The sequence below is a fragment of the Microbacterium sp. JZ101 genome (assembly GCF_053903175.1).
Genome location: NZ_CP096400.1, coordinates 1782758 through 1806719, shown reverse-complemented (window position 1 = coordinate 1806719; position 23962 = coordinate 1782758). Strand labels below are relative to the sequence as shown.

General features: G+C 71.5%; 23 protein-coding genes. 19 read left to right on the top strand and 4 right to left on the bottom strand.

Annotated features, from left to right (window positions below; genetic code table 11):
* Window positions 1-13 precede the first annotated feature (13 nt).
* From lepA to era, 11 genes are all read left to right on the top strand, one after another.
* Entirely contained in the window at window positions 14-1864 is a 1851-nt protein-coding gene (gene lepA, locus M1D56_RS08430) for a translation elongation factor 4 (protein ID WP_456283205.1), read from the top strand.
* A 27-nt stretch (window positions 1865-1891) separates the two neighbouring features.
* Window positions 1892-2542 carry a DUF1990 family protein gene (locus tag M1D56_RS08425; RefSeq protein ID WP_324014789.1) on the top strand — a complete coding sequence of 217 codons (651 nt, stop codon included), beginning with the start codon at window positions 1892-1894 and terminating at the stop codon, window positions 2540-2542.
* Window positions 2542-3759 (top strand): radical SAM family heme chaperone HemW, encoded by a 1218-nt coding sequence (gene hemW, locus M1D56_RS08420; RefSeq protein WP_456283203.1) that lies wholly within the window; start codon window positions 2542-2544, stop codon window positions 3757-3759. Before M1D56_RS08425 ends, hemW begins: the two co-directional genes overlap by 1 nt.
* 102 nt (window positions 3760-3861) lie before the next feature.
* Window positions 3862-4902 (top strand): heat-inducible transcriptional repressor HrcA, encoded by a 1041-nt coding sequence (gene hrcA / locus M1D56_RS08415; RefSeq protein WP_271171906.1) that lies wholly within the window; start codon window positions 3862-3864, stop codon window positions 4900-4902.
* A 54-nt stretch (window positions 4903-4956) separates the two neighbouring features.
* Window positions 4957-6063 (top strand): molecular chaperone DnaJ, encoded by a 1107-nt coding sequence (dnaJ, locus tag M1D56_RS08410; RefSeq protein ID WP_324014794.1) that lies wholly within the window; start codon window positions 4957-4959, stop codon window positions 6061-6063.
* Window positions 6064-6068: 5 nt separating this feature from the next.
* Window positions 6069-6800: a 16S rRNA (uracil(1498)-N(3))-methyltransferase gene (locus M1D56_RS08405; RefSeq protein WP_456283201.1), complete on the top strand. Its 732-nt coding sequence runs from the start codon at window positions 6069-6071 to the stop codon at window positions 6798-6800.
* A 23-nt stretch (window positions 6801-6823) separates the two neighbouring features.
* A complete protein-coding gene (locus M1D56_RS08400) occupies window positions 6824-7174 on the top strand; it encodes an HIT domain-containing protein (RefSeq protein ID WP_271171903.1) in 351 nt (116 codons plus the stop codon).
* A gap of 4 nt (window positions 7175-7178) precedes the next feature.
* Window positions 7179-8267, top strand: a complete 1089-nt coding sequence (locus M1D56_RS08395) for a PhoH family protein (protein WP_271172182.1) — start codon at window positions 7179-7181, stop codon at window positions 8265-8267.
* Window positions 8264-8731 (top strand): rRNA maturation RNase YbeY, encoded by a 468-nt coding sequence (gene ybeY, locus M1D56_RS08390; protein WP_271171902.1) that lies wholly within the window; start codon window positions 8264-8266, stop codon window positions 8729-8731. Before M1D56_RS08395 ends, ybeY begins: the two co-directional genes overlap by 4 nt.
* Window positions 8728-10164, top strand: a complete 1437-nt coding sequence (locus M1D56_RS08385; protein ID WP_456283199.1) for a hemolysin family protein — start codon at window positions 8728-8730, stop codon at window positions 10162-10164. Before ybeY ends, M1D56_RS08385 begins: the two co-directional genes overlap by 4 nt.
* Complete coding sequence (gene era / locus M1D56_RS08380; protein ID WP_456283197.1) at window positions 10157-11068, top strand: GTPase Era; 912 nt, start codon at window positions 10157-10159, stop codon at window positions 11066-11068. The genes M1D56_RS08385 and era overlap by 8 nt, the downstream gene beginning before the upstream one ends.
* A gap of 8 nt (window positions 11069-11076) precedes the next feature.
* Here era and M1D56_RS08375 read toward each other — a convergent pair whose 3' ends face one another.
* Complete coding sequence (locus tag M1D56_RS08375; protein WP_456283195.1) at window positions 11077-11715, bottom strand: response regulator; 639 nt, start codon at window positions 11713-11715, stop codon at window positions 11077-11079.
* A complete protein-coding gene (locus M1D56_RS08370) occupies window positions 11712-12911 on the bottom strand; it encodes a sensor histidine kinase (RefSeq protein ID WP_456283193.1) in 1200 nt (399 codons plus the stop codon). Before M1D56_RS08370 ends, M1D56_RS08375 begins: the two co-directional genes overlap by 4 nt.
* 117 nt (window positions 12912-13028) lie before the next feature.
* Between M1D56_RS08370 and M1D56_RS08365 the strand changes: the two genes are divergently transcribed.
* Window positions 13029-13766, top strand: a complete 738-nt coding sequence (locus M1D56_RS08365; protein WP_456283192.1) for a GAP family protein — start codon at window positions 13029-13031, stop codon at window positions 13764-13766.
* A 225-nt stretch (window positions 13767-13991) separates the two neighbouring features.
* Entirely contained in the window at window positions 13992-15746 is a 1755-nt protein-coding gene (gene leuA / locus M1D56_RS08360) for a 2-isopropylmalate synthase (protein WP_421075828.1), read from the top strand.
* 60 nt (window positions 15747-15806) lie between these two features.
* On the opposite strand, the gene M1D56_RS08355 is transcribed toward leuA, so the two are convergent.
* A complete protein-coding gene (locus tag M1D56_RS08355) occupies window positions 15807-16577 on the bottom strand; it encodes a trimeric intracellular cation channel family protein (RefSeq protein WP_271171895.1) in 771 nt (256 codons plus the stop codon).
* 36 nt (window positions 16578-16613) lie between these two features.
* Between M1D56_RS08355 and recO the strand changes: the two genes are divergently transcribed.
* The 3 genes from recO to M1D56_RS08340 are packed head-to-tail and all read left to right on the top strand — an operon-like array spanning window position 16614 to window position 18880.
* Window positions 16614-17342 carry a DNA repair protein RecO gene (gene recO / locus M1D56_RS08350; protein WP_456285211.1) on the top strand — a complete coding sequence of 243 codons (729 nt, stop codon included), beginning with the start codon at window positions 16614-16616 and terminating at the stop codon, window positions 17340-17342.
* A gap of 19 nt (window positions 17343-17361) precedes the next feature.
* The gene (locus M1D56_RS08345) at window positions 17362-18162 is read left to right on the top strand and encodes an isoprenyl transferase (RefSeq protein WP_282977770.1); all 801 of its coding nucleotides are present in this window, start codon (window positions 17362-17364) and stop codon (window positions 18160-18162) included.
* A 37-nt stretch (window positions 18163-18199) separates the two neighbouring features.
* Window positions 18200-18880 (top strand): DsbA family oxidoreductase, encoded by a 681-nt coding sequence (locus M1D56_RS08340; RefSeq protein ID WP_456285210.1) that lies wholly within the window; start codon window positions 18200-18202, stop codon window positions 18878-18880.
* On the opposite strand, the gene M1D56_RS08335 is transcribed toward M1D56_RS08340, so the two are convergent.
* Window positions 18881-19378, bottom strand: a complete 498-nt coding sequence (locus tag M1D56_RS08335) for a glutathione peroxidase (RefSeq protein WP_324014813.1) — start codon at window positions 19376-19378, stop codon at window positions 18881-18883.
* A gap of 66 nt (window positions 19379-19444) precedes the next feature.
* Here M1D56_RS08335 and dusB point away from each other — a divergent pair, with 66 nt between their 5' ends.
* Genes dusB through dnaG form a run of 3 tightly spaced genes read left to right on the top strand, consistent with a single transcriptional unit; the run spans window position 19445 to window position 23944 of the window.
* Window positions 19445-20713, top strand: a complete 1269-nt coding sequence (gene dusB / locus M1D56_RS08330) for a tRNA dihydrouridine synthase DusB (RefSeq protein WP_456285209.1) — start codon at window positions 19445-19447, stop codon at window positions 20711-20713.
* The gene (locus tag M1D56_RS08325; protein WP_271171889.1) at window positions 20703-22079 is read left to right on the top strand and encodes a deoxyguanosinetriphosphate triphosphohydrolase; all 1377 of its coding nucleotides are present in this window, start codon (window positions 20703-20705) and stop codon (window positions 22077-22079) included. The genes dusB and M1D56_RS08325 overlap by 11 nt, the downstream gene beginning before the upstream one ends.
* Window positions 22079-23944, top strand: a complete 1866-nt coding sequence (gene dnaG, locus M1D56_RS08320) for a DNA primase (RefSeq protein ID WP_456285208.1) — start codon at window positions 22079-22081, stop codon at window positions 23942-23944. The genes M1D56_RS08325 and dnaG overlap by 1 nt, the downstream gene beginning before the upstream one ends.
* The last annotated feature ends 18 nt before the right edge of the window (window positions 23945-23962 follow it).

Below are 23962 nucleotides of genomic sequence, written 5' to 3'. Positions count from 1 at the left end.
GAATCAGACGGATATGTCCCCTCGTGCCACGACTCCGCTCCCGCCTGCCGCGACACCGCCTGAGCGCATCCGCAACTTCTGCATCATCGCTCACATCGATCACGGCAAGTCGACGCTCGCCGACCGCATGCTGCAGCTCACCGGCGTCGTGTCCGACCGCGACATGCGCGCGCAGTACCTCGACCGGATGGACATCGAGCGCGAGCGCGGCATCACCGTCAAGAGCCAGGCGGTGCGTCTTCCGTGGCAGCTCGACGGCGACACCTATGCGCTGAACATGATCGACACGCCGGGGCACGTCGACTTCACCTACGAGGTCTCGCGCTCGCTCGCGGCGTGCGAGGGCGCGGTGCTGCTCGTCGACGCCGCGCAGGGGATCGAGGCGCAGACGCTCGCGAACCTCTACCTCGCGCTCGAGAACGACCTCACGATCATCCCCGTGCTCAACAAGATCGATCTCCCCGCGGCCGATCCCGACCGCTTCGCCAAGGAGCTCGCAGACCTCATCGGCGGCGACCCGGCCGATGTCCTGCGCGTGTCGGGCAAGACCGGTCAGGGCGTGGCGGAGCTGCTGGACCGCCTCGTCGCCGAGATCCCGGCACCCCGGGGCGACGCCGATGCACCCGCCCGCGCGATGATCTTCGACTCCGTCTACGACGCCTACCGCGGCGTCGTCACCTACGTGCGGATGGTCGACGGGCGCCTCTCTCCGCGCGAGCGCATCCAGATGATGTCGACGCGCGCGACGCACGAGCTCCTCGAGATCGGCGTCTCCAGCCCCGAGCCGACGCCCTCGAAGGGCCTCTCCGTCGGCGAGGTCGGGTACCTCATCACCGGCGTGAAGGACGTCCGCCAGTCGAAGGTCGGCGACACGGTGACCAACCAGCGCACGCCCGCGACCGAGCCGCTCCCCGGCTACACCGACCCGAAGCCGATGGTGTTCTCGGGGCTCTACCCGATCGACGCGAGCGACTACCCCGACCTCCGCGAGGCGCTCGACAAGCTCAAGCTCTCGGATGCCTCGCTCGCGTACGAGCCCGAGACATCCGTCGCCCTGGGCTTCGGCTTCCGATGCGGCTTCCTGGGGCTCCTGCACCTCGAGATCGTCACCGAGCGGCTCTCGCGCGAGTTCGGTCTCGACCTCATCACGACGGCGCCCAGCGTCGTCTACGAGGTCACGACCGAGACCGGGGAGAAGATCGTCGTCACGAACCCCAGCGAGTACCCCGACGGCAAGATCGGGGCGGTGTCCGAGCCGATCGTCAAGGCCTCGATCCTCGCGCCCAAGGAGTACGTCGGCACCGTGATGGAGCTGTGCCAGCAGCGCCGCGGCACGATGCTCGGCATGGACTACCTCTCCGAGGAGCGCGTCGAGCTGAAGTACACGATGCCGCTCGGCGAGATCGTGTTCGACTTCTTCGACCAGCTCAAGAGCCGCACGCAGGGCTACGCGAGCTTCGACTACGAGCCCGAGGGCCAGCAGGAGGCCGACCTCGTGAAGGTCGACATCCTCCTCCAGGGCGAGCGCGTGGACGCGTTCAGCGCGATCGTCCACCGCGAGAAGGCCTACTCCTACGGCACGACGATGACCGAGCGCCTGCGCAAGCTCATCCCGCGCCAGCAGTTCGAGGTTCCCATCCAGGCCGCCATCGGCGCGCGCGTGATCGCGCGCGAGAACATCCGCGCGATGCGCAAGGACGTCCTCGCGAAGTGCTACGGCGGCGACATCTCGCGCAAGCGGAAGCTGCTCGAGAAGCAGAAGGAGGGCAAGAAGCGCATGAAGATGGTCGGCCGGGTCGAGGTGCCCCAGGAGGCCTTCATCGCCGCGCTCTCCGGAGACGTCGAGTCGAAGGCCGGGAAGTAGCCAGGGGCTGCGGTTAGGGTGGACACCATGCGCCGGGAGACCTTCCGAGACGAGACGGTCGACTATGCCGCCGTCGGGGCGACGCAGGCTCCTGACCTGCTCCAGTACCCGCCGGAGCACAGCATCCCCGCGGCGTCCGCCTGGCGGATCGGCAGCGGCGAGGAGCGCTTCCGCACCGCGGTCGACGCCCTCCTGTCGTGGGGTGCGCTGAAGGGCGCGGGGCTCACGCTGAGCGACGTCCGGCCCGCTCCCGGCCCGACCTACACGGGCGTCAGCTTCGACGAGGCGGGCAACGCCGTCGCGCCGAGCCGATCGGATGCCGACCAGCGGTTCGACGCGGACGGAACGCCGTACGTCGGGGCGGGCACGACCGTCACCGTGCACGGCAAGGTGGGCGGCTCGCGCGCGGACGCCGAGCTGCGGGTCATCTTCGTGATCGAGGAGGCGCGTCGGGTGGGCTTCGCTCTCGGCACCGTCGGCGACTCGGTGGTGAGCGGCGAGGAGTCGTTCATGATCGAGTGGCGCGAGAACGACGAGGTGTGGTTCGAGGTGCGCGCGTTCGACCGCCCCATGACGTTCTGGAACCGCCTGTTCAAGACGCTCGTGCGCCGCCGTCGCAAGGCGCTCTTCGCGGGGTACCTCCGCGCGATCTCGCCGCTGTTCCACACCGGCTCCTGATGGCCGGCGCCCTCCCCGTCGGCGATCCCGCTCCCGCCGACGGCCGCCTCCCGCGCGATCTGCCGATCGATCCGGCGACGGATCTCGGCGTCTACCTGCACGTGCCGTTCTGCCGGGTGCGCTGCGGGTACTGCGACTTCAACACGTACACCTCCGAGGAGCTGCGCGGAGCCCGACAGGACGAGTACGCCGACGTCCTCCTGCGCGAGGTCGCGCTCGCGCGCGACGTGCTCGCCGAGGCGGGCGCGCTGCGTCCCGCGCAGACGGTGTTCTTCGGCGGCGGCACGCCGACGCTGCTGCCCGCCGGCGACCTCGCGCGCATGCTCGAGGGCGTGCGCGGCGCGTTCGGCATCGCGGACGGCGCGGAGATCACCGTCGAGGCGAACCCCGACACGGTGACCCCCGCGGTCGCGGAGGAGCTCGCGCGGGCGGGGGTCACCCGCATGTCGGTGGGCATGCAGTCGGCCGTGCCGCACGTGCTCGCGGCGCTCGATCGCACGCACACGCCGTCGAACGTGCGGACGGCGGTCGAGGCAGGGCGCTCGGTCGGGCTCGACGTGAGCGTCGACCTCATCTACGGCGCCCCCGGCGAGTCGATCGACGACTGGCGCGCGTCGCTCGAGGCCGCGCTCGCGCTCGAACCCGACCACGTCTCGGCGTACGCGCTCATCATCGAGGACGGGACGAAGCTCGCGCGGCAGATCCGCCGCGGCGAGGTGCCCGCGCCCGACGACGACCTCCAGGCCGACATGTACGAGCTCGCCGACCGCATGCTCGCCGACGCGGGCTTCGCGTGGTACGAGGTGTCGAACTGGGCGCGCGGCGACGGCCGTCGCTCGCGCCACAACCTCGCGTACTGGCGCGGCGCCGACTGGTGGGGCTTCGGTCCGGGTGCGCACAGCCACGTCGCGGGTCTGCGCTGGTGGAACGTCAAGCATCCCGCCGCGTACGCGCAGCGGCTCGCCGCGGGGGAGTCGCCGGCCGCCGGTCGGGAGCGCCCCGACGCGGCCGCGCAGCAGCTCGAGCGCGTGCTGCTGCACAGCCGCATCCGCGAGGGGCTCGCGATCGACGCGCTGCCGGATGACGCGCGGCGTGCGGTGGCCGGCCTCATCGCCGACGGCCTCATCGAGCCGGGGGCGGCACTCCGCGGGCGGATCGTGCTCACCCTCCGCGGCCGCCTTCTCGCGGACGCCGTAGTGCGGGCACTCACGGACTGAGGTCGGCCGAGCCGCGCAGGCGGCCGGCGCGCATGCCGTTCCCGGCCTCGGGTCGGTAGACTGGCACTCCGAGACATCGAGTGCCAGGAGAGGAGCGCGCACATGGTCAGCGACCGCGGACTGCAGGTGCTCCGGGCCATCGTGCAGGACTACGTCGACACGCACGAGCCGGTCGGCAGCCGCTCCATCGTCGAGCGGCACTCCTTCGGCGTCTCGGCGGCGACCATCCGCAACGACATGGCGCTCCTCGAGGACGAGGAGCTCATCGCCCAGCCGCATACGTCGTCGGGCCGCGTTCCGACGGACAAGGGCTACCGCGTCTTCGTCGACCACCTCGCCGAGCTGCGCCCGCTGTCATCGGCCCAGCGGTCGGCGATCGCGTCGTTCCTGGGCGACCCGGCCGACCTCGACGACCTCCTCGCGCGCACCGTCCGCCTCCTCACGCAGCTCACCGGACAGGTCGCGCTCGTGCAGTACCCGTCCTTCGCCCGGGCGAGCGTGACGCACGTGCAGCTCGTGCCGCTCGACGGCCGCCGCGTGCTCGTCATCATCGTGACCGACACCGGCCGCGTGTCGCAGCGCATCACGGGCCTTGCCGACGAGCTCGACGCGGAGTCGATCGAGCGGGTCGCCGCGCGCCTCGTGCCCCTCCTCGCCGGCCGCTCCGTGGCCGACGCGGCCGAGCAGCTGCAGCGCGGCGCCGAGCTCGCTGCCGCTCCCGTCAGCGCCGTCGATCGCGCGCTGCACAGGATCGCGCAGGCGGCAGCCGAGGAGCTCGACGAGTTCCGCCAGAACCGCCTCGTGCTGGCGGGCTCGGCGACCCTCGCGAAGCGCGAGCAGGACTTCCGCGGCAGCATCCATCCGCTCCTCGAGGCGATCGAGGAGCAGGTGACGCTGCTGCGGCTCATGAGCGAGATGGTCGCCGACGAGCAGGGTCTCTCGGCGAGCATCGGCCGCGAGAACGCGGCCTTCGGGCTCTCCGAGGCGTCGATCGTCGCGAGCGAGTACGACTCGGCCGTCGGCGCGGCGCGCATCGGCATCATGGGGCCCACGCGCATGGACTACCCCCGCAACCTCGCTGCGGCGCGGGCGGTCGCCCGCTACCTGACGAGGCTGCTGGACGAGGACGAGGGCCGGCGCTGACGCGTCGCCCGACGGATCGGAGCACGGGCGCACGACGCCCGCAGGAAGGCTGATGTGGCTGATCACTACGAGACCCTCGGCGTGTCGAAGGACGCGTCGCAGGAGGACATCAAGAAGGCGTACCGCAAGCTCGCGCGTCGCCTGCACCCGGATGTGAACCCCGCGCCCGAGGCCGCGGAGGAGTTCAAGTCGGTCACGCACGCGTACGACGTGCTCAGCGACCCCGAGCAGCGCCGCCGCTACGACATGGGCGGCGACGAGTCGCCGTTCGGCGGCGCGGGCTTCGGCGGATTCGGCGACATCTTCGAGACGTTCTTCGGCGCCTCGGGCGGCGGTCGCGGCGGTCGGCCGCGCTCGCGCCGAGAGCGCGGACAGGACGCGCTCGTCCGCGTGACGCTCGAGCTCGGCGATGTCGTGTTCGGCACGCATCGCGACATCGAGGTCGACACGGCTGTGCTCTGCGAGACCTGCCAGGGGTCCTGCTGCCAGCCGGGGACGAGCCCCGCGACGTGCGACATCTGCGGCGGCACGGGCCACGTGCAGCGCCAGGTGCGCAGCCTCCTCGGCAACATGGTGACGTCGCAGCCCTGCGGCGCGTGCCAGGGCTACGGCACCGTCATCCCGCACCCGTGCGCGACCTGCGGCGGCCAGGGCCGCGTGCGCTCGCGCCGCACCGTGTCGCTCGACATCCCCGCGGGCGTCGAGACGGGCCTGCGTCTGCAGCTGCCGGGCTCGGGCGAGGTGGGCCCCGCCGGCGGCCCGAACGGCGACCTGTACGTCGAGGTCACGGTCGCCCCGCACCGGGTGTTCAGCCGCGACGGCGACGACCTGCTCGCAACCCTCGAGGTGTCGATGACCGACGCCATCCTCGGCACGACGACCACCATCGCCGGGCTCGACGGCGAGGTCGAGGTCGAGGTGCGCCCTGGCATCCAGTCGGGCGAGGTGCTGACGATCAAGGAGCGCGGGATCACGGGGCTGCGCACCTCGCGTCGCGGCGACCTGCGCGTGGGCGTCCAGGTCGTCACGCCGACGAAGGTCGATCACCGCACGCGTCAGCTCCTCGAGGAGCTCGCGCGGCGCACGAAGGCGCCCGCGCCGCGCCTGGCCGAGTTCCACCAGGGGCTGTTCTCGAAGCTCCGCGACCGGTTCCGCGGCTAGGTCCCATGGCGCTGCACTTCCACGACGAGCGCGCGGGGGCGGTCTCGCCCGGCGGCGAGCTCGAGCTCACGGGTGCGGAGGCGCACCACGCCGCATCCGTGCGCCGCGTGCGCGTCGGCGAGGAGGTCACGGTCACGGATGGCCGCGGCGCGTGGCTCGCGGGCACGTGCGAGAGCGTCTCGCCGCAGCGCGTCGTCATGCGGATCGCCTCGCGCCAGGATCTGCCGCCCCAGTCCCCGCGGCTCGTGCTCGTGCAGGCGCTCGCGAAGGGCGATCGCGACGAGCTCGCGGTGCAGGCGGCGACCGAGCTCGGCATCGACGAGGTCGTGCCGTGGCAGGCGGCGCGCAGCGTCTCGCGCTGGCAGGGGCTGAAGGCGGAGAAGGGCCGCGCCCGCTGGGCCTCGATCGTCCGCGAGGCCGCGAAGCAGGCGCACCGGGCGTGGATCGCGGAGGTCTCGCCGATCGCGACGACCGCGCAGGTCGCAGAGCGCGCGGCGTCGGCGCGCGTGCTCGTGCTCGACCCGACCGCGCAGGCCGCTCTGACCTCGATCGACGTCGACGACGCCCGCGATCTCGTGCTCGTCGTCGGCCCCGAGGGCGGCATCGCGCCCGACGAGCTGGAGCGCCTCGCGGCCGCCGGCGCCGAGCGCGTGCGCCTCGGCGACACCATCCTGAGGACCTCGACCGCGGGCCCGGCGGCCCTCGCCGTCCTCAACGCGAAGCTCGGGCGCTGGTGACCGCGGTGGATAGACTCGACCGCATGAGCGAGCCGTCGATCTTCACGCGCATCCTGCAGGGCGAGATCCCGGGAACCATCGTCGCCGAGACCGAGCGCGTGTTCGTGCTGCAGGACATCAGCCCGCAGGCGCCCGTCCACCTCCTCGTCATCCCGAAGACGCAGGAGTACCGCGACGTCGTCGAACTCGCGGCGGGCGACCCCTCGCTCCTCGCCGAGATGGTCCAGACCGCGAAGGCGGTCGCCGAGGACCACGCCGGCGGGCAGTTCCGTCTGATCTTCAACACCGGCGCAGACGCGGGCCAGACCGTGTTCCACGTGCACGCGCACGTGCTCGCCGGAGAACTCCAGGAGAAGAGCCTCGTTGGCCACTGACCCCATGGGCGCCGCCCAGCCGGACGACGACGTCGTCACCCAGACCATCCACGCCGACGGCGTCGCGATGGTGCAGCTCCTCGGACCGCAGGACCGCCTCCTGCGCATGGTCGAGCGCGAGCACCCCGCCGTCGACGTCCTCGTGCGCGGCAACGAGATCACCCTGCGCGGGTCGGCCTCCGCCGTGCGCGCCGCGCGCGCCCTCGTCGACGAGCTGCTGCAGCTCACGCGCGAGGGGCACGACCTCGGCCCCGCCGACATCGCGACGTCGAACCGCATCCTCGAGCAGGGCGGGCCGCGCCCGAGCGAGGTGCTCGGCGAGGCGATCCTGTCGACCCGCGGCAAGGTCATCCGCCCGAAGACCCTCGGCCAGAAGAAGTACGTCGACGCGATCGACGAGAACACGATCGTCTTCGGCATCGGCCCTGCGGGCACGGGGAAGACCTACCTCGCGATGGCGAAGGCCGTGCAGGCCCTGCAGCGCCGCGAGGTGAACCGCATCATCCTCACGCGCCCCGCGGTCGAGGCGGGGGAGCGGCTCGGCTTCCTGCCGGGAACGCTGACCGACAAGATCGACCCGTACCTCCGGCCGCTGTACGACGCGCTCAACGAGATGATGGACCCCGAGCTCGTGCCGAAGCTCATGGCGAGCGGGACGATCGAGGTCGCGCCGCTCGCCTACATGCGCGGGCGCACGCTCAACGACTCGTTCGTCGTCCTCGACGAGGCCCAGAACACGACCCCCGAGCAGATGAAGATGTTCCTCACGCGCCTCGGGTTCGGCACCCGGATGGTCGTCACGGGCGACATCACGCAGGTCGACCTGCCGGGTGGGACGTCGGGGCTGCGGCTCGTCACGCGCATCCTCGACGGCGTCGACGACATCCACTTCGCACGGCTCTCGAGCGATGACGTCGTGCGCCACACGCTCGTGGGCCGCATCGTCGACGCCTACAGCGAGTACGACGAGAAGCGCGCCGCGCACCGAGCGGAGCTGGACGAGGCGCGCGAGTTCGCGAACCGCGCCGAGCGGCGCGGCGCGTCGCGCACGGGCGGTCCGCGCGACCGCAAGCCGAAGCGGGGGATCCGATGATCGACATCAACAACGAGTCCGCCATCGCGGTCGACGAGAGCGTCCTGCTGCGTCTGACGCAGCACAACCTCGCGCAGCTGCACGTCAGCCCCGACGCCGAGGTCGCGATCGTCCTCGTCGACGAGGGCGCCATGGAGGCGCTGCACGTGCAGTGGATGGACGAGCCCGGCCCGACCGACGTCCTGAGCTTCCCGATGGACGAGCTCCGACCGGGCACCGACGACATGCCGACGCCCGCGGGACTCCTGGGCGACATCGTGCTGTGCCCGCAGGTCGCGGAAGGCCAGGCCGAGAAGGCCGGCCACTCGCTCATGGACGAGCTCATCCTGCTCACGACCCACGGGCTGCTCCACCTGCTCGGGTACGACCACGCCGAGCCCGAGGAGCACCGCGTCATGTTCGGGCTCCAGGATCGGCTCATCGCGAGCTTCGCCGCCGAGGAACGCAGACGCCCGCGCACATGATCGAGACGCTGCTGCTGATCGGGGCCGTCGTGCTCGTCGCGGTCGGGGGCCTCATGTCCGCACTCGACGCCGCGCTGTCGGTCAGCTCGCGGGCCGACCTCGTCGACCTCGCGACCGAGGGCCGCAACGCGCGGGCGCTCGCCCACATCGCCGACGACCCCGACAGCCACGCGAACGCGATCGGCTTCCTGAGGGTGCTCGCGGAGACCGGCGCCGCCGTGTTCGCGACGGTCGCGTTCATCCTGCTGTTCGACAGCGTCTGGTGGGCCGTGCTCGCGACGGTCGTCGTCATGACGGGCTTCTCGTTCGTCGCGGTCGCCTCGAGTCCGCGCTCCGCGGGGCGCCGGCATGCGGAGGCGCTGCTGTCCTGGTTCGCTCCGCTCGTGCGCGGTGTGCGCATCGTGCTCGGGCCCCTCGTGAAGGCGCTCGTCGTGGTCGGCAACGCGATCACGCCGGGCGGCGGCCGGCGCAGCTTCGAGTCGGAGGACCAGCTGCTGAGCATGGTCGACGAAGCCGCGTCGAACGACCTCATCGAGGCCGACGATCGCGACCTCATCCACTCGGTGTTCGATTTCACCGACCAGGTCGTGCGCGTCGTCATGGTGCCGCGCACCGAGATGGTCACGGTCGAGGCCGACGCCACCGCGCGCGAGGCCATGACGATCTTCCTCCAGCGCGGCATGTCGCGCCTGCCGGTGGTCGACGGGGAGATCGACGACGTCGTCGGGGTCCTGTATCTGAAAGACCTCGTCCTGCATGCGTTCCGCGAGGGCGCCGCGTGGCACGAGGGCACGACCGCCCGGGCCCTCGCGCGACCTGCCGTGTTCGTCCCGGAGCAGATGCGCGCCGAGACGCTCCTGCAGCAGATGAAGCGCGACGCCGTGCACGTCTGCATCGTCGTCGACGAGTACGGCGGCGTCGCGGGCCTCGTGACCCTCGAGGACCTCATCGAGGAGCTCGTCGGCGACATCTCCGACGAGTACGACCAGCCGTCGAAGGAGATCGTCGATCTCCCGGACGGCACCTTCCGGGTGAGCGCGAGCCTCGGGCTCGACGAGGTGGGCGAGCTGTTCGGCATCGAGCTCGAGGACGACGACGTCGACTCGATCGGCGGGCTCCTCGGCAAGCACATCGGCCGCGTGCCGCAGCCGGGCGACATGGCCGAGGTCGAGGGCCTCATCCTCACCGGCGGCACGTCGCGCGGCCGCGGACGGGGGATCGCGACCGTGTTCGTCGACCGGAGCCCTGCTCTGCGCGCTGTCGACGAGGTGCGCGGCCGTCACCCGCGCACGGGCGAGCTCGCGCTGCCGGTGACGGTGGAGGTGCCGACCGTGCGCGAGCCGGCGAAGAAGAGCGGCGGACGGAAGCCCGCGGCGAAGAGGAACGGCGGCCGCTCGGACGACGCCGCGAGGAAGGACGAACCCCATGACTGATTCCCCGGAGCACACGAGCCGGAGCGGGTTCGTGACCTTCGTCGGCCGGCCGAACGTGGGCAAGTCGACGCTCATGAACGCGCTCGTCGGCGAGAAGGTCGCGATCACGAGCGAGAAGCCGCAGACCACGCGCCGCGCCATCCGCGGCATCCTGAACCGCCCCGGCGGTCAGCTCATCGTGGTCGACACACCGGGCATCCACCGCCCGCGCACGCTCCTCGGCCAGCGTCTGAACGACCTCGTCGAATCGGTGCTCGGCGACGTCGACGTCATCGCCTTCTGCGTGCCCGCGCAGGAGAAGGTCGGACCGGGCGACCGCCGGATCGCCGAATCGCTCGACGGCTATCCTCGCGCGAAGAAGGTCGCCATCGTCACGAAGACCGACGCGTCGTCGCACGAGCAGATCATGGAGCGCCTTCTCGAGGTCGACGCCCTCCGCGAGGACTGGGCCGCGGTCATCCCCCTGTCGTCGATCACCGGAGAGCGCCTCGACGTGCTGACGGATGAGCTGCTCGCCCTCATGCCCGAGGGCCCTGCGCTCTACCCCGACGGCGTCGTCACCGACGAGTCGACCGAGGACCGCGTCGCAGAGATCATCCGCGAGGCCGCGCTCGAGGGCGTGCGCGACGAGCTGCCGCATTCGATCGCCGTCATGATCTCCGACATCGCCCCGCGGGAGGACAATCCCGAGCTGACCGACGTCTGGGCCGACCTCGTGGTCGAGCGAGACAGTCAGAAGGCCATCATCATCGGCCGGAAGGGCACGCGGCTCAAGGAGGTGGGCTCGCGCGCGCGAGCGCAGCTCGAGCCGCTGCTCGGCACGCGGGTGTTCCTCTCGCTTCACGTGCGCGTCGCGAAGGAGTGGCAGCGCGACCCCAAGCAGCTGAGGCGCCTCGGCTTCTGACGCGATCGCTACGCGAGCCCGGCGTCGCGCGCGATCACGGCCGCGGCCATCCGGCTCGCGACGCCCAGCTTCGCGAGCACGTGCGAGACATGGCTCTTGACGGTCGTCTCCGACACGTGCAGCTCGCGCGCGATCTCGGAGTTGGACCGGCCGGCGCCGAGCCCGACGAGCACCTCGCGCTCGCGCGGCGTGAGCAGGTCGAGCTCGGCGGGAGGCTCGGGCCGCTCCGGTGCGCGTCCGACGCTCCGGATGACCCGCAGCGTCACCTCGGGCGCGAGGACGCCCTCGCCGGCCGCCACGCGGCGGACGCCCGCGATGATCTCGTCCGCCTCCGCGGTCTTCAGGAGGTAGCCGGAGGCGCCTGCCGCGAGGGCGCCGTCGACGTAGGCGTCCACCGCGAACGTCGTGAGCACGAGCACGGGGAACCCGCGTGCGGTCAGCGCGGCGGTCGCCTCGATGCCGTCGATGCGCGGCATCCGCACGTCCATCAGCACGACGTCGGGCTCAAGCGCCGCGGCCTGCCGGATGGCCACCTGACCGTCGGCGGCCTCGCCGACGACCTCGATGTCGGAGGCGGTGGACAGGACGGCCGCGATGCCGGCGCGCACCGCTGCATGATCGTCGGCGACCAGGACGCGGATGGTCATGCGGGCGCCCCCGTCGTCCCGGCTGTCGCCGACAGCGGCGCCTCCACCCGCACCCGCCAGCGCGCGTCGATGGGTCCGGCCGAGCCGCGCGCGCCGATCGCCGACCAGCGCCTCTCCATCAGGTCGAGCCCGAGTCCGCGAGCACCCGTCGACGGCGCGCCGACGAGAGGGTTGTCGATCTCCAGCACGACGACGGAGCCGTCTGCGTGCAGCGACGCGTCGACGGGAGCGCCCGGCGCATGGCGGGCGGCGTTGACGATCGCCTCTCGGCCGATCTGCGCGAGCACGGCCGAGACGTCGGGCGCGAGCGGCGGGCGGTCGGAGGCGACGCGGAGCGCGACTCCGAAGGCGTCGGCGGTGCGCTGAAGGGCGCGCACGGGGTCGTCGGCAGGCGGCAGCGCCGGCTCCTCGCGGTCGGCGGCGAGCAGTGAGATCAGCGCACGGAGCTCGGCGAGCGCCTCGCGGCTCGCGGCACGCACCGCGTCGACGGATGCCCCGGTGCGCGCGTCGAGGCCTCCCCGCGCGCCGAGCGCGCTCGTCTGGAGTGAGATCGCGCTGAGGCGCGCGGCAATCTCGTCATGCAGCGCGGCCGCGAGTCGGGCGCGCTCGGCGCGCACGGCCGCGGTCCGGTCGAACTCGGCGGCGTGGGCGACGGCGTCGGCGCGCTCGCGCTCGAGGCGGACCAGCGCGTCGCGCTGGCGCACCGATGTGCCCCACGCGATCGGGAGGCCGAGCAGCGCGCCGTAGGTGAGGATGACCGCAACGAGGCCCTCGATCGGCGCGGCGATCGCCAGCGCGGCGAGGACGGCGACGGCGATCGCGAGGACGACGCGCATGCGACGCGCATCGAGCAGGAGCGCGGCCGCGTAGAGCGCGTCGAACATGGCGACGGTCGGCACGAAGGCGATCGATCCCGACACGAGGTGCACGCTGACGACGAGGATCGCGCCCGCCGAGGCGACGGAGACCGTCGGCAGACGCCGCTTGAGCAGGAGCGGGACGAGGCACGCGACGGCGAGCACCCACGGCATCCAGGGCTGGCCGAGCGGGCGGTCGCCGTCGCCGCCGGGGACGACGCCCGCCCAGGAGGCGACGGCGCCGAGCAGGAGGACGATGCCCGCGTTCGCGAGGTCGCCCGCCATCGAGCGGTAGCGGACGAAGGGGAGGACCCACTCGTCGAAGGGAGCGCGCGCCATGCTCCCATCCCAGCATCGATCCGGCGGCTCGCCCTCCTCCGAAAGACGGAGACGGCGGCGCGGGGACCGCCACCTTCGGCCGATGCGCGCCTGCGGGCGTCACGCGACGCTGTCGACATGGACATCACGACGATCGGCACCCTCGCGCTGCTCGCCCTCGCCGACTCGACGAGCTTCGGCACGCTGCTCATCCCCCTCTGGCTGCTGCTCGCGAGCTCGCGGCCCCGCCCCTCGCGCATGCTCGCCTATCTCGCGACGGTGGCGGGGTTCTACCTGGCGATGGGCGTCCTGCTGTCGATCGGGGCCCGCCTCCTCCTCGACGGGGTCCGGGACTGGCTCGCGTCGGACGGCGGCGCGATCGCGATGCTCGTGGTGGGCGGCGTGCTGCTCGCCGGCGCGATCCTCACCGGGACGAGGAAGGACGCCGGTCCGTCGCCGCGCCTGCTCGCCTGGCGCGAGCGCGCCGTCGGAGCGGAGGACGGGCCCATCCGCCCGCTCATCCTGCTCGCCCTCGCCGCGACGGCGATCGAGATCGCCACCCTGCTGCCGTACCTCATGGCGATCGGGATCATGGACGCCGCCCGGCTCCCGCCCGCCGCGCACCTCGGCCTGCTCGCCGCGTACTGCCTCGTCATGGTGGCCCCCGCGCTCGCGCTCCTCGTGCTGCGCGTGGTCGCGCATGCCGCTGTGGAGCCGCTCCTGCGTCGCGTGAACGCCTGGCTCACCCGGCAGGCAGGCGAGATGACCGCCTGGATCGTCGGGATCATCGGCTTCCTCCTCGTGCGCGCGGGCACGAGCCATTTCGGGGGCGTGAGCGACGTGTTCGAGCGCCTGCCCGGCATCGTCGCGGGCTGAGTGCAGCAGCCTGCTCGGCAAGTCGCGTCGTGGTAGATCAGAGTGCTCAGGCAAGAGGGGAAACCCGCGGCTCCGACTGTGCACTCTGCGTGTTACGGTAGATGCATGCGCTGTGGCGGTCTGCTTCTTCTTAGCTGCCGCGACGAGATCTCGATCTAGGGCCCCTCGTCGCGGAGCTTTCTGTCGGCCCGATCTCGTCTGCAGAACCCGGAAGAAGCATCGAACATGAAGAACAACCAGAAGCCCAGCGCCATGCCGATCCACCGCTATCGGCCCTTCCACGAGCAGATCGCCGTGGACCTCCCGGACCGCACGTGGCCGGGCAAGCGCATCGAGAAGGCGCCCCGGTGGTGCGCCGTCGACCTGCGCGACGGGAACCAGGCGCTCATCGATCCCATGAGCCCTGAGCGCAAGCGCGTGATGTTCGACCTCCTCGTCAAGATGGGATACAAGGAGATCGAGGTCGGCTTCCCGTCGGCCAGCCAGACCGACTTCGACTTCGTGCGCCAGCTCATCGAAGAGGATCTCATCCCCGACGATGTGACGATCCAGGTCCTCACGCAGGCGCGCGAGCACCTCATCGCCCGCACCTACGAGGCGATCAAGGGCGCGAAGCAGGCGATCGTGCACCTCTACAACTCGACGAGCGTGCTCCAGCGCGAGGTCGTGTTCCGCACCGACAAGCAGGGCATCATCGACATCGCCCTGGCCGGCGCGCGCTGGTGCAAGCAGTACGAGGAGACCGTTCCCGAGACGACGGTCTACTACGAGTACTCGCCCGAGTCGTACACCGGCACCGAGCTCGAGTTCGCCGTCGAGATCTGCAACGAGGTCATGAAGGTGCTCGTGCCGACGCCCGAGCGCAAGATCATCCTCAACCTGCCGGCGACGGTAGAGATGACGACGCCGAACGTGTACGCCGACTCGATCGAGTGGATGAGCCGCCACCTCGACAACCGCGAGAACGTCATCCTGTCGCTGCACCCGCACAACGACCGCGGGACGGCCGTCGCCGCGGCGGAGCTGGGCTACCTGGCGGGCGCCGACCGCATCGAGGGCTGCCTGTTCGGCAACGGCGAGCGGACGGGCAACGTCGACCTCGTCGCACTGGGCATCAACATGTTCACGCAGGGGATCGACCCGCAGATCGACTTCAGCGACATCGACCAGGTCAAGCGCACGGTCGAGTACTGCAACCAGCTGCCGGTTCCCGAGCGCAGCCCGTGGGCCGGCGACCTCGTGTTCACCGCCTTCAGCGGATCGCACCAGGATGCGATCAAGAAGGGCTTCGAGGCCATGGACGCGCAGGCGAAGGCCCAGGGCGTCTCGGTCGACGAGATCGAGTGGGCCGTCCCGTACCTGCCGGTGGACCCGAAGGACCTGGGGCGCTCCTACGAGGCCGTCATCCGCGTCAACTCGCAGTCCGGCAAGGGCGGCGTCGCGTACCTCCTGAAGGCCGACCACGCGCTCGACCTGCCGCGCAAGCTGCAGATCGAGTTCTCCGGCGTCGTCCAGGCGAAGACCGATCAGGAGGGCGGCGAGGTCACGAGCGACCAGATCTGGGCGATCTTCCAGGACGAGTACCTGCCGTCGCCCGTCGACGAGCAGCGCTGGGGCCGGTTCGAGCTGCTCGGAACCCGCTCGAACCGCGACGCGTCGGGTGAGGGCACGCTCTCGGTGACGCTCCGCGACGGCGACGCGACGGTCGAGGCGTCTGCCGCAGGCAACGGACCCATCGCCGCGTTCCTCGAGATCGTGCGCGAGCAGGGCATCGACGTCACGCTCTACGACTACGTCGAGCACGCGATGAGCGCCTCGGCCGACGCGCAGGCGGCCGCCTACGTCGAGCTGCAGGTCGACGGCGAGCGCCTGTGGGGCGTCGGCATCGACGGCGACATCTCGACGGCATCGCTCAAGGCGATCATCTCGGCCGTCAACCGCTCGATCCGCGCCCGCGAGGGCGAGCTCGTCGGCGCCTGATCCGGCGACATCGGAGCGGGTCGGGTCCTTCGGGGCCCGGCCCGCTCCGAACGTGCGGGATCAGTCGTCCTCGCGCGGCCTCGTGATGTCGTCGGGGAGGATGATCGCGCCGGTGTGCCCGAGATCGGCCGCCGCGGGGATGTCGCCTGCGGAGATGACGGGGATCTCGCGCGTCTCGAGAGCGACCCGGCGGCGGTTAAGGCGCCGCTGCTCCGGCAGCGACAGGTCGAACACCACCGCGAGCACGCGGATGATCGTCGTGAGCACGATGCCGAGGATCGCGGCGGCGACGATCGGCAGGCCGAGCGCATACGAGACCGCGAGCGCGGCGTTGCCGACGACCGCGGCGACCGCGTAGAGCGACCCGACGTGCATGATCGCGACCGGGAGCCCCATCGCGATGTCGCGGATCACGCTGCCGCCGACCGCGGCGCACGCGCCGATGAAGATCGCGGGGATGAGCGGGATGCCGTTCGCGATCGCCTTCGCCGTGCCGAACGCGCCGAACATCCCGATCACGACCGCGTCGAGCATGACGATGACCTTGTTCAGGCGGTCGAAGATGCCCGCGAGCAGCATGCCGACGAGCGAGGCGCCCACGGCGGTCACGAGGTACCAGTTGTTCTGGAGGGTCGCGGGGGCGAGTCCGAGCAGGATGTCGCGGATGATCCCTCCGCCCATCCCGATCATCGTGCCGATGATCGCGACGCCGAGGAGGTCCAGTCGCGCGCGCCCGCGGAAGCCCGACGCGAACAGCGCGCCCTGGATGCCGCCGAGGCCGACGGCGAGGAGGTCGGCCCAGAGCGGGATGACGAAGAGCGGCTCGGTCACGCGTCCATCCTCGCGCACAGGCTCGATAATCGAACGGTGCCCACCTATCGAGACGAAGCCGTCGTGCTCCGCACCCACAAGCTGGGCGAGGCCGACCGCATCGTCACGCTGCTGACGAAGCAGCACGGGCGGGTGCGGGCCGTCGCGAAGGGCGTGCGCCGCACCTCGTCGAAGTTCGGTGCGCGCCTCGAGCCGTTCATGGTGGTCGACGCGCAGTTCTACATCGGCCGCAGCCTCGACATCGTGCAGCAGGCCGACTCGCTGGGCGCCTACGGTGCCGACATCGTCGCCGACTACGAGCGCTACACGGCCGCGAGCGCCATGGTCGAGGCGGCCGACCGCGTGAACGAGGCGGAGTCGACGCCGCAGCAGTTCTTCCTGCTCGTGGGCGCGCTGCGCTCGCTGTCGCGCGGCGAGCACGCTCCGAACGCGATCATGGACTCGTACCTGCTGCGCACGATGGCGCTCTCCGGATGGGCCCCCTCGTTCGAGGACTGCGCGCGCTGCGGCGCCGCGGGGCCGCACGATCGGTTCGTCGCGCAGCTGGGCGGCGTCGTGTGCGAGGCGTGCGCGCCGGCCGGGAGCCCCCGCGTGAGCCGGGCCACCCTGAGCCTCCTCGCGGCGCTTCTCGAGGGCGACTGGGAGCGCGCGGACGCCACGCCCGCGGGCGAGCTGTCCGCGGCCTCCGGTCTCGTCGCGGCGTACGCGCAGTTCCACCTCGAGCGCGCCATCCGCTCGTTCAGCCACGTCGAGAAGCACCGTTGACGACCCCGCGAGAGAGCACATGAGCCCCAAGCCCTACACCCACCCCGACGCCGAGCCGTACAAGCCCCTCGACTGGACGGGGCTCCAGCCGCCGGCGTTCGCCGGTCCCGTGCCGCACCATGTCGCGATCGTCATGGACGGCAACGGCCGCTGGGCGAACCGGCAGGGCCTGCCGCGCGTCGAGGGTCACCGACAGGGCATCGAGCAGCTGCTCGACGTCGTCGCGGGCGCGGTGCAGGCGGGGGTGAAGCACCTGTCGGTCTACGCGTTCTCCACCGAGAACTGGAAGCGCTCGCCCGAGGAGGTGCGCTTCCTCATGAACTTCAGTCGGATCGTGCTGCACCGCTACCGCGACCAGCTCAACGAGTGGGGTGTGCGCATCCGCTGGGCCGGGCGCAAGCCGCGACTGTGGGGCTCCGTCATCAAGGATCTGCAGGAAGCCGAGAAGCTCACGGCCTCCAACAAGACGATGACCTTCACGATGTGCGTGAACTACGGCGGCCGGTACGAGATCGTCGACGCCGTGCGCGAGCTCGCGGAGGAGGTCAGGGCCGGGCGGCTCAAGCCGTCGGCGATCTCCGAGAAGTCGATCGCGAAGCGGCTCTACGTGCCCGACATGCCGGACGTCGACCTCTTCGTCCGCTCGAGCGGAGAGCAGCGCACGTCGAACTTCATGCTCTGGGAGGCCGCGTACGCCGAGATGGTCTTCCTCGACCGCCTCTGGCCGGACTTCACGCGCGAGGACCTGTGGGAGGCCATCCGCATCTTCCACAGTCGCGACCGGCGGTATGGCGGGGCGGTCGACGCGCCGAAGGCGTGAGGGGAATGCCGACGCGTCGCGGCCCGTTGCAACCGGTGTGACGGATGCGATCAAGATCGACGTGTGGAGCGACATCGCCTGCCCCTGGTGCTACATCGGCAAGCGGAACCTGGAGACCGGGCTCGCGGAGGTGGCCGGCGACGACGACGCGCCGCGCGTCGAGGTGACGTTCCACTCGTTCGAGCTCGCGCCCGACACCCCCGTGGACTTCGACGGCTCCGAGCTCGACTTCCTCGTCGCCCACAAGGGCATGGCGCGAGAGCAGGTCGAGCAGATGCTCGAGCGCGTGACGGATGTCGCGGCGGGCGCGGGGCTCGCGTACCGGTTCGACATCCTGCAGCACACGAACACGGTCAAGGCGCATGAGCTCATCCACCACGCGAAGGCGAACGGAAGGCAGCTCGAGGTGACCGAGCGCCTCATGCGGGCCTACTTCACGGAGGGGCGCCACGTCGGGCGCATCGACGACCTCGTCGACATCGCGGCGGAGGCGGGGCTCGATCCGGATGGCGCGCGCGAGGCCCTCGAGTCGGGTCGTCACCTGCCCGACGTCCGTCGGGACCAGGAGCAGGCCCGCGCATACGGCATCAACGGCGTGCCGTTCTTCGTCATCGACGGGAAGTACGGCGTGAGCGGCGCTCAGCCGCCGCAGGCGTTCGCGCAGGTCGCTCGCCAGGTGTGGGCCGAGCGCCGTGCGGCGGGAGAACCCGCTGCCTGATCAGCGGGGGAGCGCGGCCTCGATCGCCTCGACGATCTCGGGCGCGTCCGGCTTGACCGGCGGCCGGAACCGGCGCACCTCTCCCGAGGGGAGCACGAGGAACTTCTCGAAGTTCCAGGCGACCGGCCCGGCCAGGCCCACGCCGTCGCGGGTCTTCTTGAGCGCCTTGTAGAGCGCAGCGGCGTGCGCGCCGTTGACGTTCACCTTCTCGTGGATCGGGAAGCTGACGCCCCACGTCGTGGCGCAGTAGTCGAGGATCTCCTCGAGCGACCCCGGCTCCTGGCCGAGGAACTGATTGCACGGGAAGCCGAGCACTGTCAGGCCCCGGTCACCGTAGGTCCGCTGGAGCGCCTCGAGCTGCTCGTACTGCGGCGTGAGGCCGCACTTCGACGCGACGTTGACGACGAGCAGGACACCGTCGCCGTAGTCGGCGAGCGTCTTCTCGACGCCGTCCGCGTCGCGGAACGGGATACGGCGGAGATCATCGGGGGCGGTCATGGCCCCAGCCTAAGACGGCTGTGCACACTCGGCTCCGCCTCGGCTGGGGTCTGGAAGAATCGAGGGGTGACCACCGTCCTCACGCCTGCGCGCACGCTGCGGATCGGCCCGCTCGACATCGGCGTGCCCGTCGTGCTCGCCCCCATGGCCGGCATCACCAACACGGCGTTCCGCCGGCTGTGCCGCGAGTACGGCGGCGGCCTCTACGTCAGCGAGATGATCACGTCGCGCGCGCTCGTCGAGCGCAACGCCGCGACGATGCGCCTCATCCGGCACCACGAGTCCGAGAAGCCGCGCTCGATCCAGCTGTACGGCGTCGACCCCCAGACGATCGCGGCCGCCGCGCGGATCATCGCCGAGGAGGACAGGGCCGACCACATCGACCTGAACTTCGGCTGCCCGGTGCCCAAGGTCACGCGCAAGGGCGGCGGGTCCGCTCTGCCCTGGAAGCTCGGCCTGTTCCGCGACATCGTCGAGCAGGCGGTCGAGGCCGCCGGCCACATCCCGCTCACGGTGAAGATGCGCAAGGGCATCGACGCCGATCACCTCACGTATCTCGATGCGGGCCGCATCGCGGAGGACGCGGGCGCCGCCGCCGTGGCGCTGCACGCGCGGACGGCGTCGGAGTTCTACTCGGGCCACGCCGACTGGTCGGCGATCGCGAAGCTCAAGGAGGCCGTGACGAGCATCCCCGTGCTCGGCAACGGCGACATCTGGTCGGCCGACGACGCCGTGCGGATGATGGACGAGACCGGGTGCGACGGGGTCGTCGTCGGGCGCGGGTGCCTCGGGCGTCCGTGGCTGTTCGGCGACCTCGCGCGCGCGTTCGGGGCGCGAGGATACTCGGCGAGCGGAGCGAGCGGCCCCCGGTCGTTGAGCGAGCGCAGCGAGGCGAAGCACTCGGCGAGCGGAGCGAGCGGCCTCCGGTCGTTGAGCGAGCGCAGCGAGACGAAACGCGAGGTCGACGCGACCCTCGGGTTCGTCGCGCAGGCCTTCCGCCGCCACGCGGAGCTGCTCGTCGAGTTCTTCGACGACGAGGATCGCGGATGCCGCGACATCCGCAAGCACGTCGCCTGGTACTTCAAGGGATACCCCGTGGGCGGCGACCTGCGTGCGCGACTGGCGACGGCGTCGAGTCTCGCCGAGATCGACGACCTGCTCGCCGAGCTCGACCACGACGCACCGTATCCGGGCGAGGCCGCGGAGGGCCAGCGCGGTCGCGCGGGCACGCCCAAGCGCCCCGTGCTGCCCGAGGGATGGCTCGACTCGCGCGAGCTGGGCGAGGCCGCGAGCTGCGAGCTGCGCGAAGCGGAGCTGGACACCAGTGGCGGCTGAGGGCACGGGCGCCGCGCCCCGCCCCGCCGGCTACACGGACGCCGATGCCGAGCGCTTCCACCGCGAGACGCATCGCTCGCAGCGCGATGACTTCGCGCGCGACCGTGCGCGCGTGCTGCACTCCGCTGCGCTGCGGCAGCTCGCCGCGAAGACGCAGGTGCTCAGTCCCGCGAGTCCCGCGGACTTCGCGCGCAACCGCCTCACCCACTCGCTCGAGGTCGCGCAGGTCGGGCGCGAGCTCGGCACCGCGCTCGGGCTCGCGGAGGACGTCGTGGACGCGGCATGCCTCAGCCACGACCTGGGTCATCCGCCCTTCGGGCACAACGGCGAGAAGGCGCTCAACGAATGGGCGTCCGAGATCGGCGGGTTCGAGGGCAATGCCCAGAGCCTGCGCATCCTCACCCGGCTCGAGTCGAAGGTGCTCGACGACGAGCGCTCGTACGGGCTCAACCTGACCCGCGCGACGCTCGACGCCGCGTGCAAGTACCCGTGGACGGTCGCCGACCCGGTGGCCGATCCGGGCGGGCGCCTGAAGTTCGGCGTGTACCCCGAGGACGAGGACGTGTTCCGCTGGCTGCGCGAGGGCGCCCCGGCCAAGGAGCGCTGCATCGAGGCGGAGGTGATGGACCTCTCCGACGACATCGCGTACTCCGTGCACGACTTCGAGGACGCGGTGGTGAACGGGTATCTCGATCTCGCCCACGTCAGCGATCCGGTCGCGCACCATCCGCTCATCGGCCAGGTGCAGCAGTGGGTCGGATACGACTACCCGCGCGATGAGCTCGCCGACGCCCTCTACCGCCTCACGCGCATCCCGATGTGGATGCGCGCCTTCGACCGCTCACGGCGCGACCTCGCCCGTCTGAAGAACCTCACGAGCGATCTCATCGGCCGGTTCGCCCGCGCCGCGGTGGACGCGACGCGTGCGGCGTACCCCGCGGCGTCGCTCACGCGCTACGGCGGCCACGTCGTGGTTCCGCGCGAGATCGAGGTCGAGATCGCCGTGCTCAAGGGCCTCATGGGCGCGACGATCGTGACGATCGACGAACGCCGGCACATCTACGCCGAGCAGCGGCGCGTGCTCAAGCGCATCGCAGACGCCCTCGTCTCGACGGACGCGCTGTGGTCGACCGGCGCCGACGCCCTCGAGCCGGCGTTCGCGGCCGACTTCCTCGCCGCCGACAGCGACGCCGCGCGCACCCGCGTGGTCGTGGACCAGGTCGCCTCCCTGACCGATCAGACCGCCGTCGCCTGGCACAACCGGCTCGTCGGCGAGGTCGACCCCGCCGAGGTCGGCATCTGGGCCCCTCGTCACGCGCGCCGCGGGGCGCCCTCGAAGGCCGCGCGCGCGTCGCAGGTGGCCTGATGCCGCGCATCCGGCAGGCCGACGTCGACGAGGTCAAGGCCCGGACGAACATCGCCGACATCATCGGGGAGCGGGTCGCGCTGAAGTCCGCGGGCGTGGGGTCGCTCAAGGGGCTCTGCCCCTTCCACGACGAGAAGAGCCCGAGCTTCCACGTGCGCCCTCAGGTGGGCTTCTACCACTGCTTCGGCTGCGGCGAGTCGGGCGACGTCTACACCTTCCTGCGCGAGATGGACCACGTCTCGTTCACGGAGGCCGTGGAGAAGCTGGCCGCGCGCATCGGCTACACGCTGCACTACGAGGACGGCGGGCCCGCGCCCGAGACGAGCGGCCGCGCACGCCTGTTCGCCGCGAACGCCGCCGCTGCGGAGTTCTTCCGCGCGCAGCTCATGTCGCCCGAAGCGGATGCCGCGCGCCGCTTCCTGGGAGAGCGCGGGTTCGATGCGGGCGCGGCGGCGCACTTCGGCGTCGGATACGCACCCAAGGGCTGGGACCACATGCTCGACGCGCTCACGGCGAAGGGCTTCACGCGCGAGGAGCTGACGACGGCGGGGCTCGTCTCCACGAATCAGCGCGGAGGCGTCTACGACCGGTTCCGCGGGCGCGTGATCTGGCCCATCCGGGATGTGACCGGCCAGACCGTCGGGTTCGGCGCCCGCAAGCTCTACGACGACGACCAGGGCCCGAAGTACCTCAACACCCCCGAGACGCCCATCTACAAGAAGTCGCAGGTGCTCTACGGCCTGGACCTCGCGAAGCGCGACATCTCGCGCGGCGACCCTCGGCGGGTCGTGGTCGTCGAGGGCTACACCGACGTCATGGCGTGCCACCTCGCGGGCGTCACGACCGCGATCGCGACGTGCGGCACGGCCTTCGGGGCCGAGCACGTGACGGTGCTGCGCCGCGTCATGGGCGACTCCTCTGCCTCGGGCGAGGTGGTGTTCACCTTCGACGGCGACGCCGCAGGCCAGAAGGCCGCCATCCGCGCCTTCACCGACGCGAAGAGCTTCAACGCGCAGACCTTCGTCGCGGTCGCACCCGACGGGCTCGATCCGTGCGACCTGCGCCTGCAGAGAGGCGACGGGGCGGTGCGCAGTCTCGTCGACCACAAGGTCCCGATGTTCGAGTTCGTGATCGACCGCGCCGTCTCGCGGTTCGACCTGGGGACGGTGGAGGGCCGTGTCGGCGCCCTGCGCGCCGCAGCGCCCATCGTGGCTGAGATCCGCGACCGGCTTCTGCGCCCCGGCTACGAGCGCGTCCTCGCGCGGCGACTGGGCATGGACCCGACCGACGTCCACGGGGAGGTCGAGCGCGCCGCACGGCAGACGTCGGGCGACACGCAGCGCCGCCCGGAGCCGGCCCGGACAGAGGTGCCCGAGGGCGAGGCCGCGCCCGTGGTGCGCGTGACGCTCGCGACGCTGCCGCGCGGCACCGACACGGCCATCGAGCGCGACGCGCTCACGGGCATCCTCCAGTACGGGCACCGCGTCGAGCCGAATCTCCTGCATCGCGCGCTCTCGCTGCCGTTCCGCACGCCGGCTCTCGAGGCGGTGCGGGTGGCGGTCGAGGCCGTCGACCGCACGAAGATCGGATGGTCGGTCGCCGCGGTCGAGATGGTGCGGGAGCCCTACCGCTCGCTCGCGGCCGAGCTCATCACGCGCGACTTCCCGGCGCTCAACGAGGAGCGCGCCGTGCTCTCGGTGAACGATCTGTGCCGCCGGATCGTCCTGCGGGCGATCGATGCCGAGAAGAACGAGCTGCTCGGCGCGGTGCAGCGCGTGGCTCCCGAGTCCGAGGAGGGCCGCGCCGTGCGCGTGCGGCTGCGCGATCTCGACATCGAGCGGCGCCAGCTGCTCGACGAGTCCTAGACGGCAAGGCAGGATGGA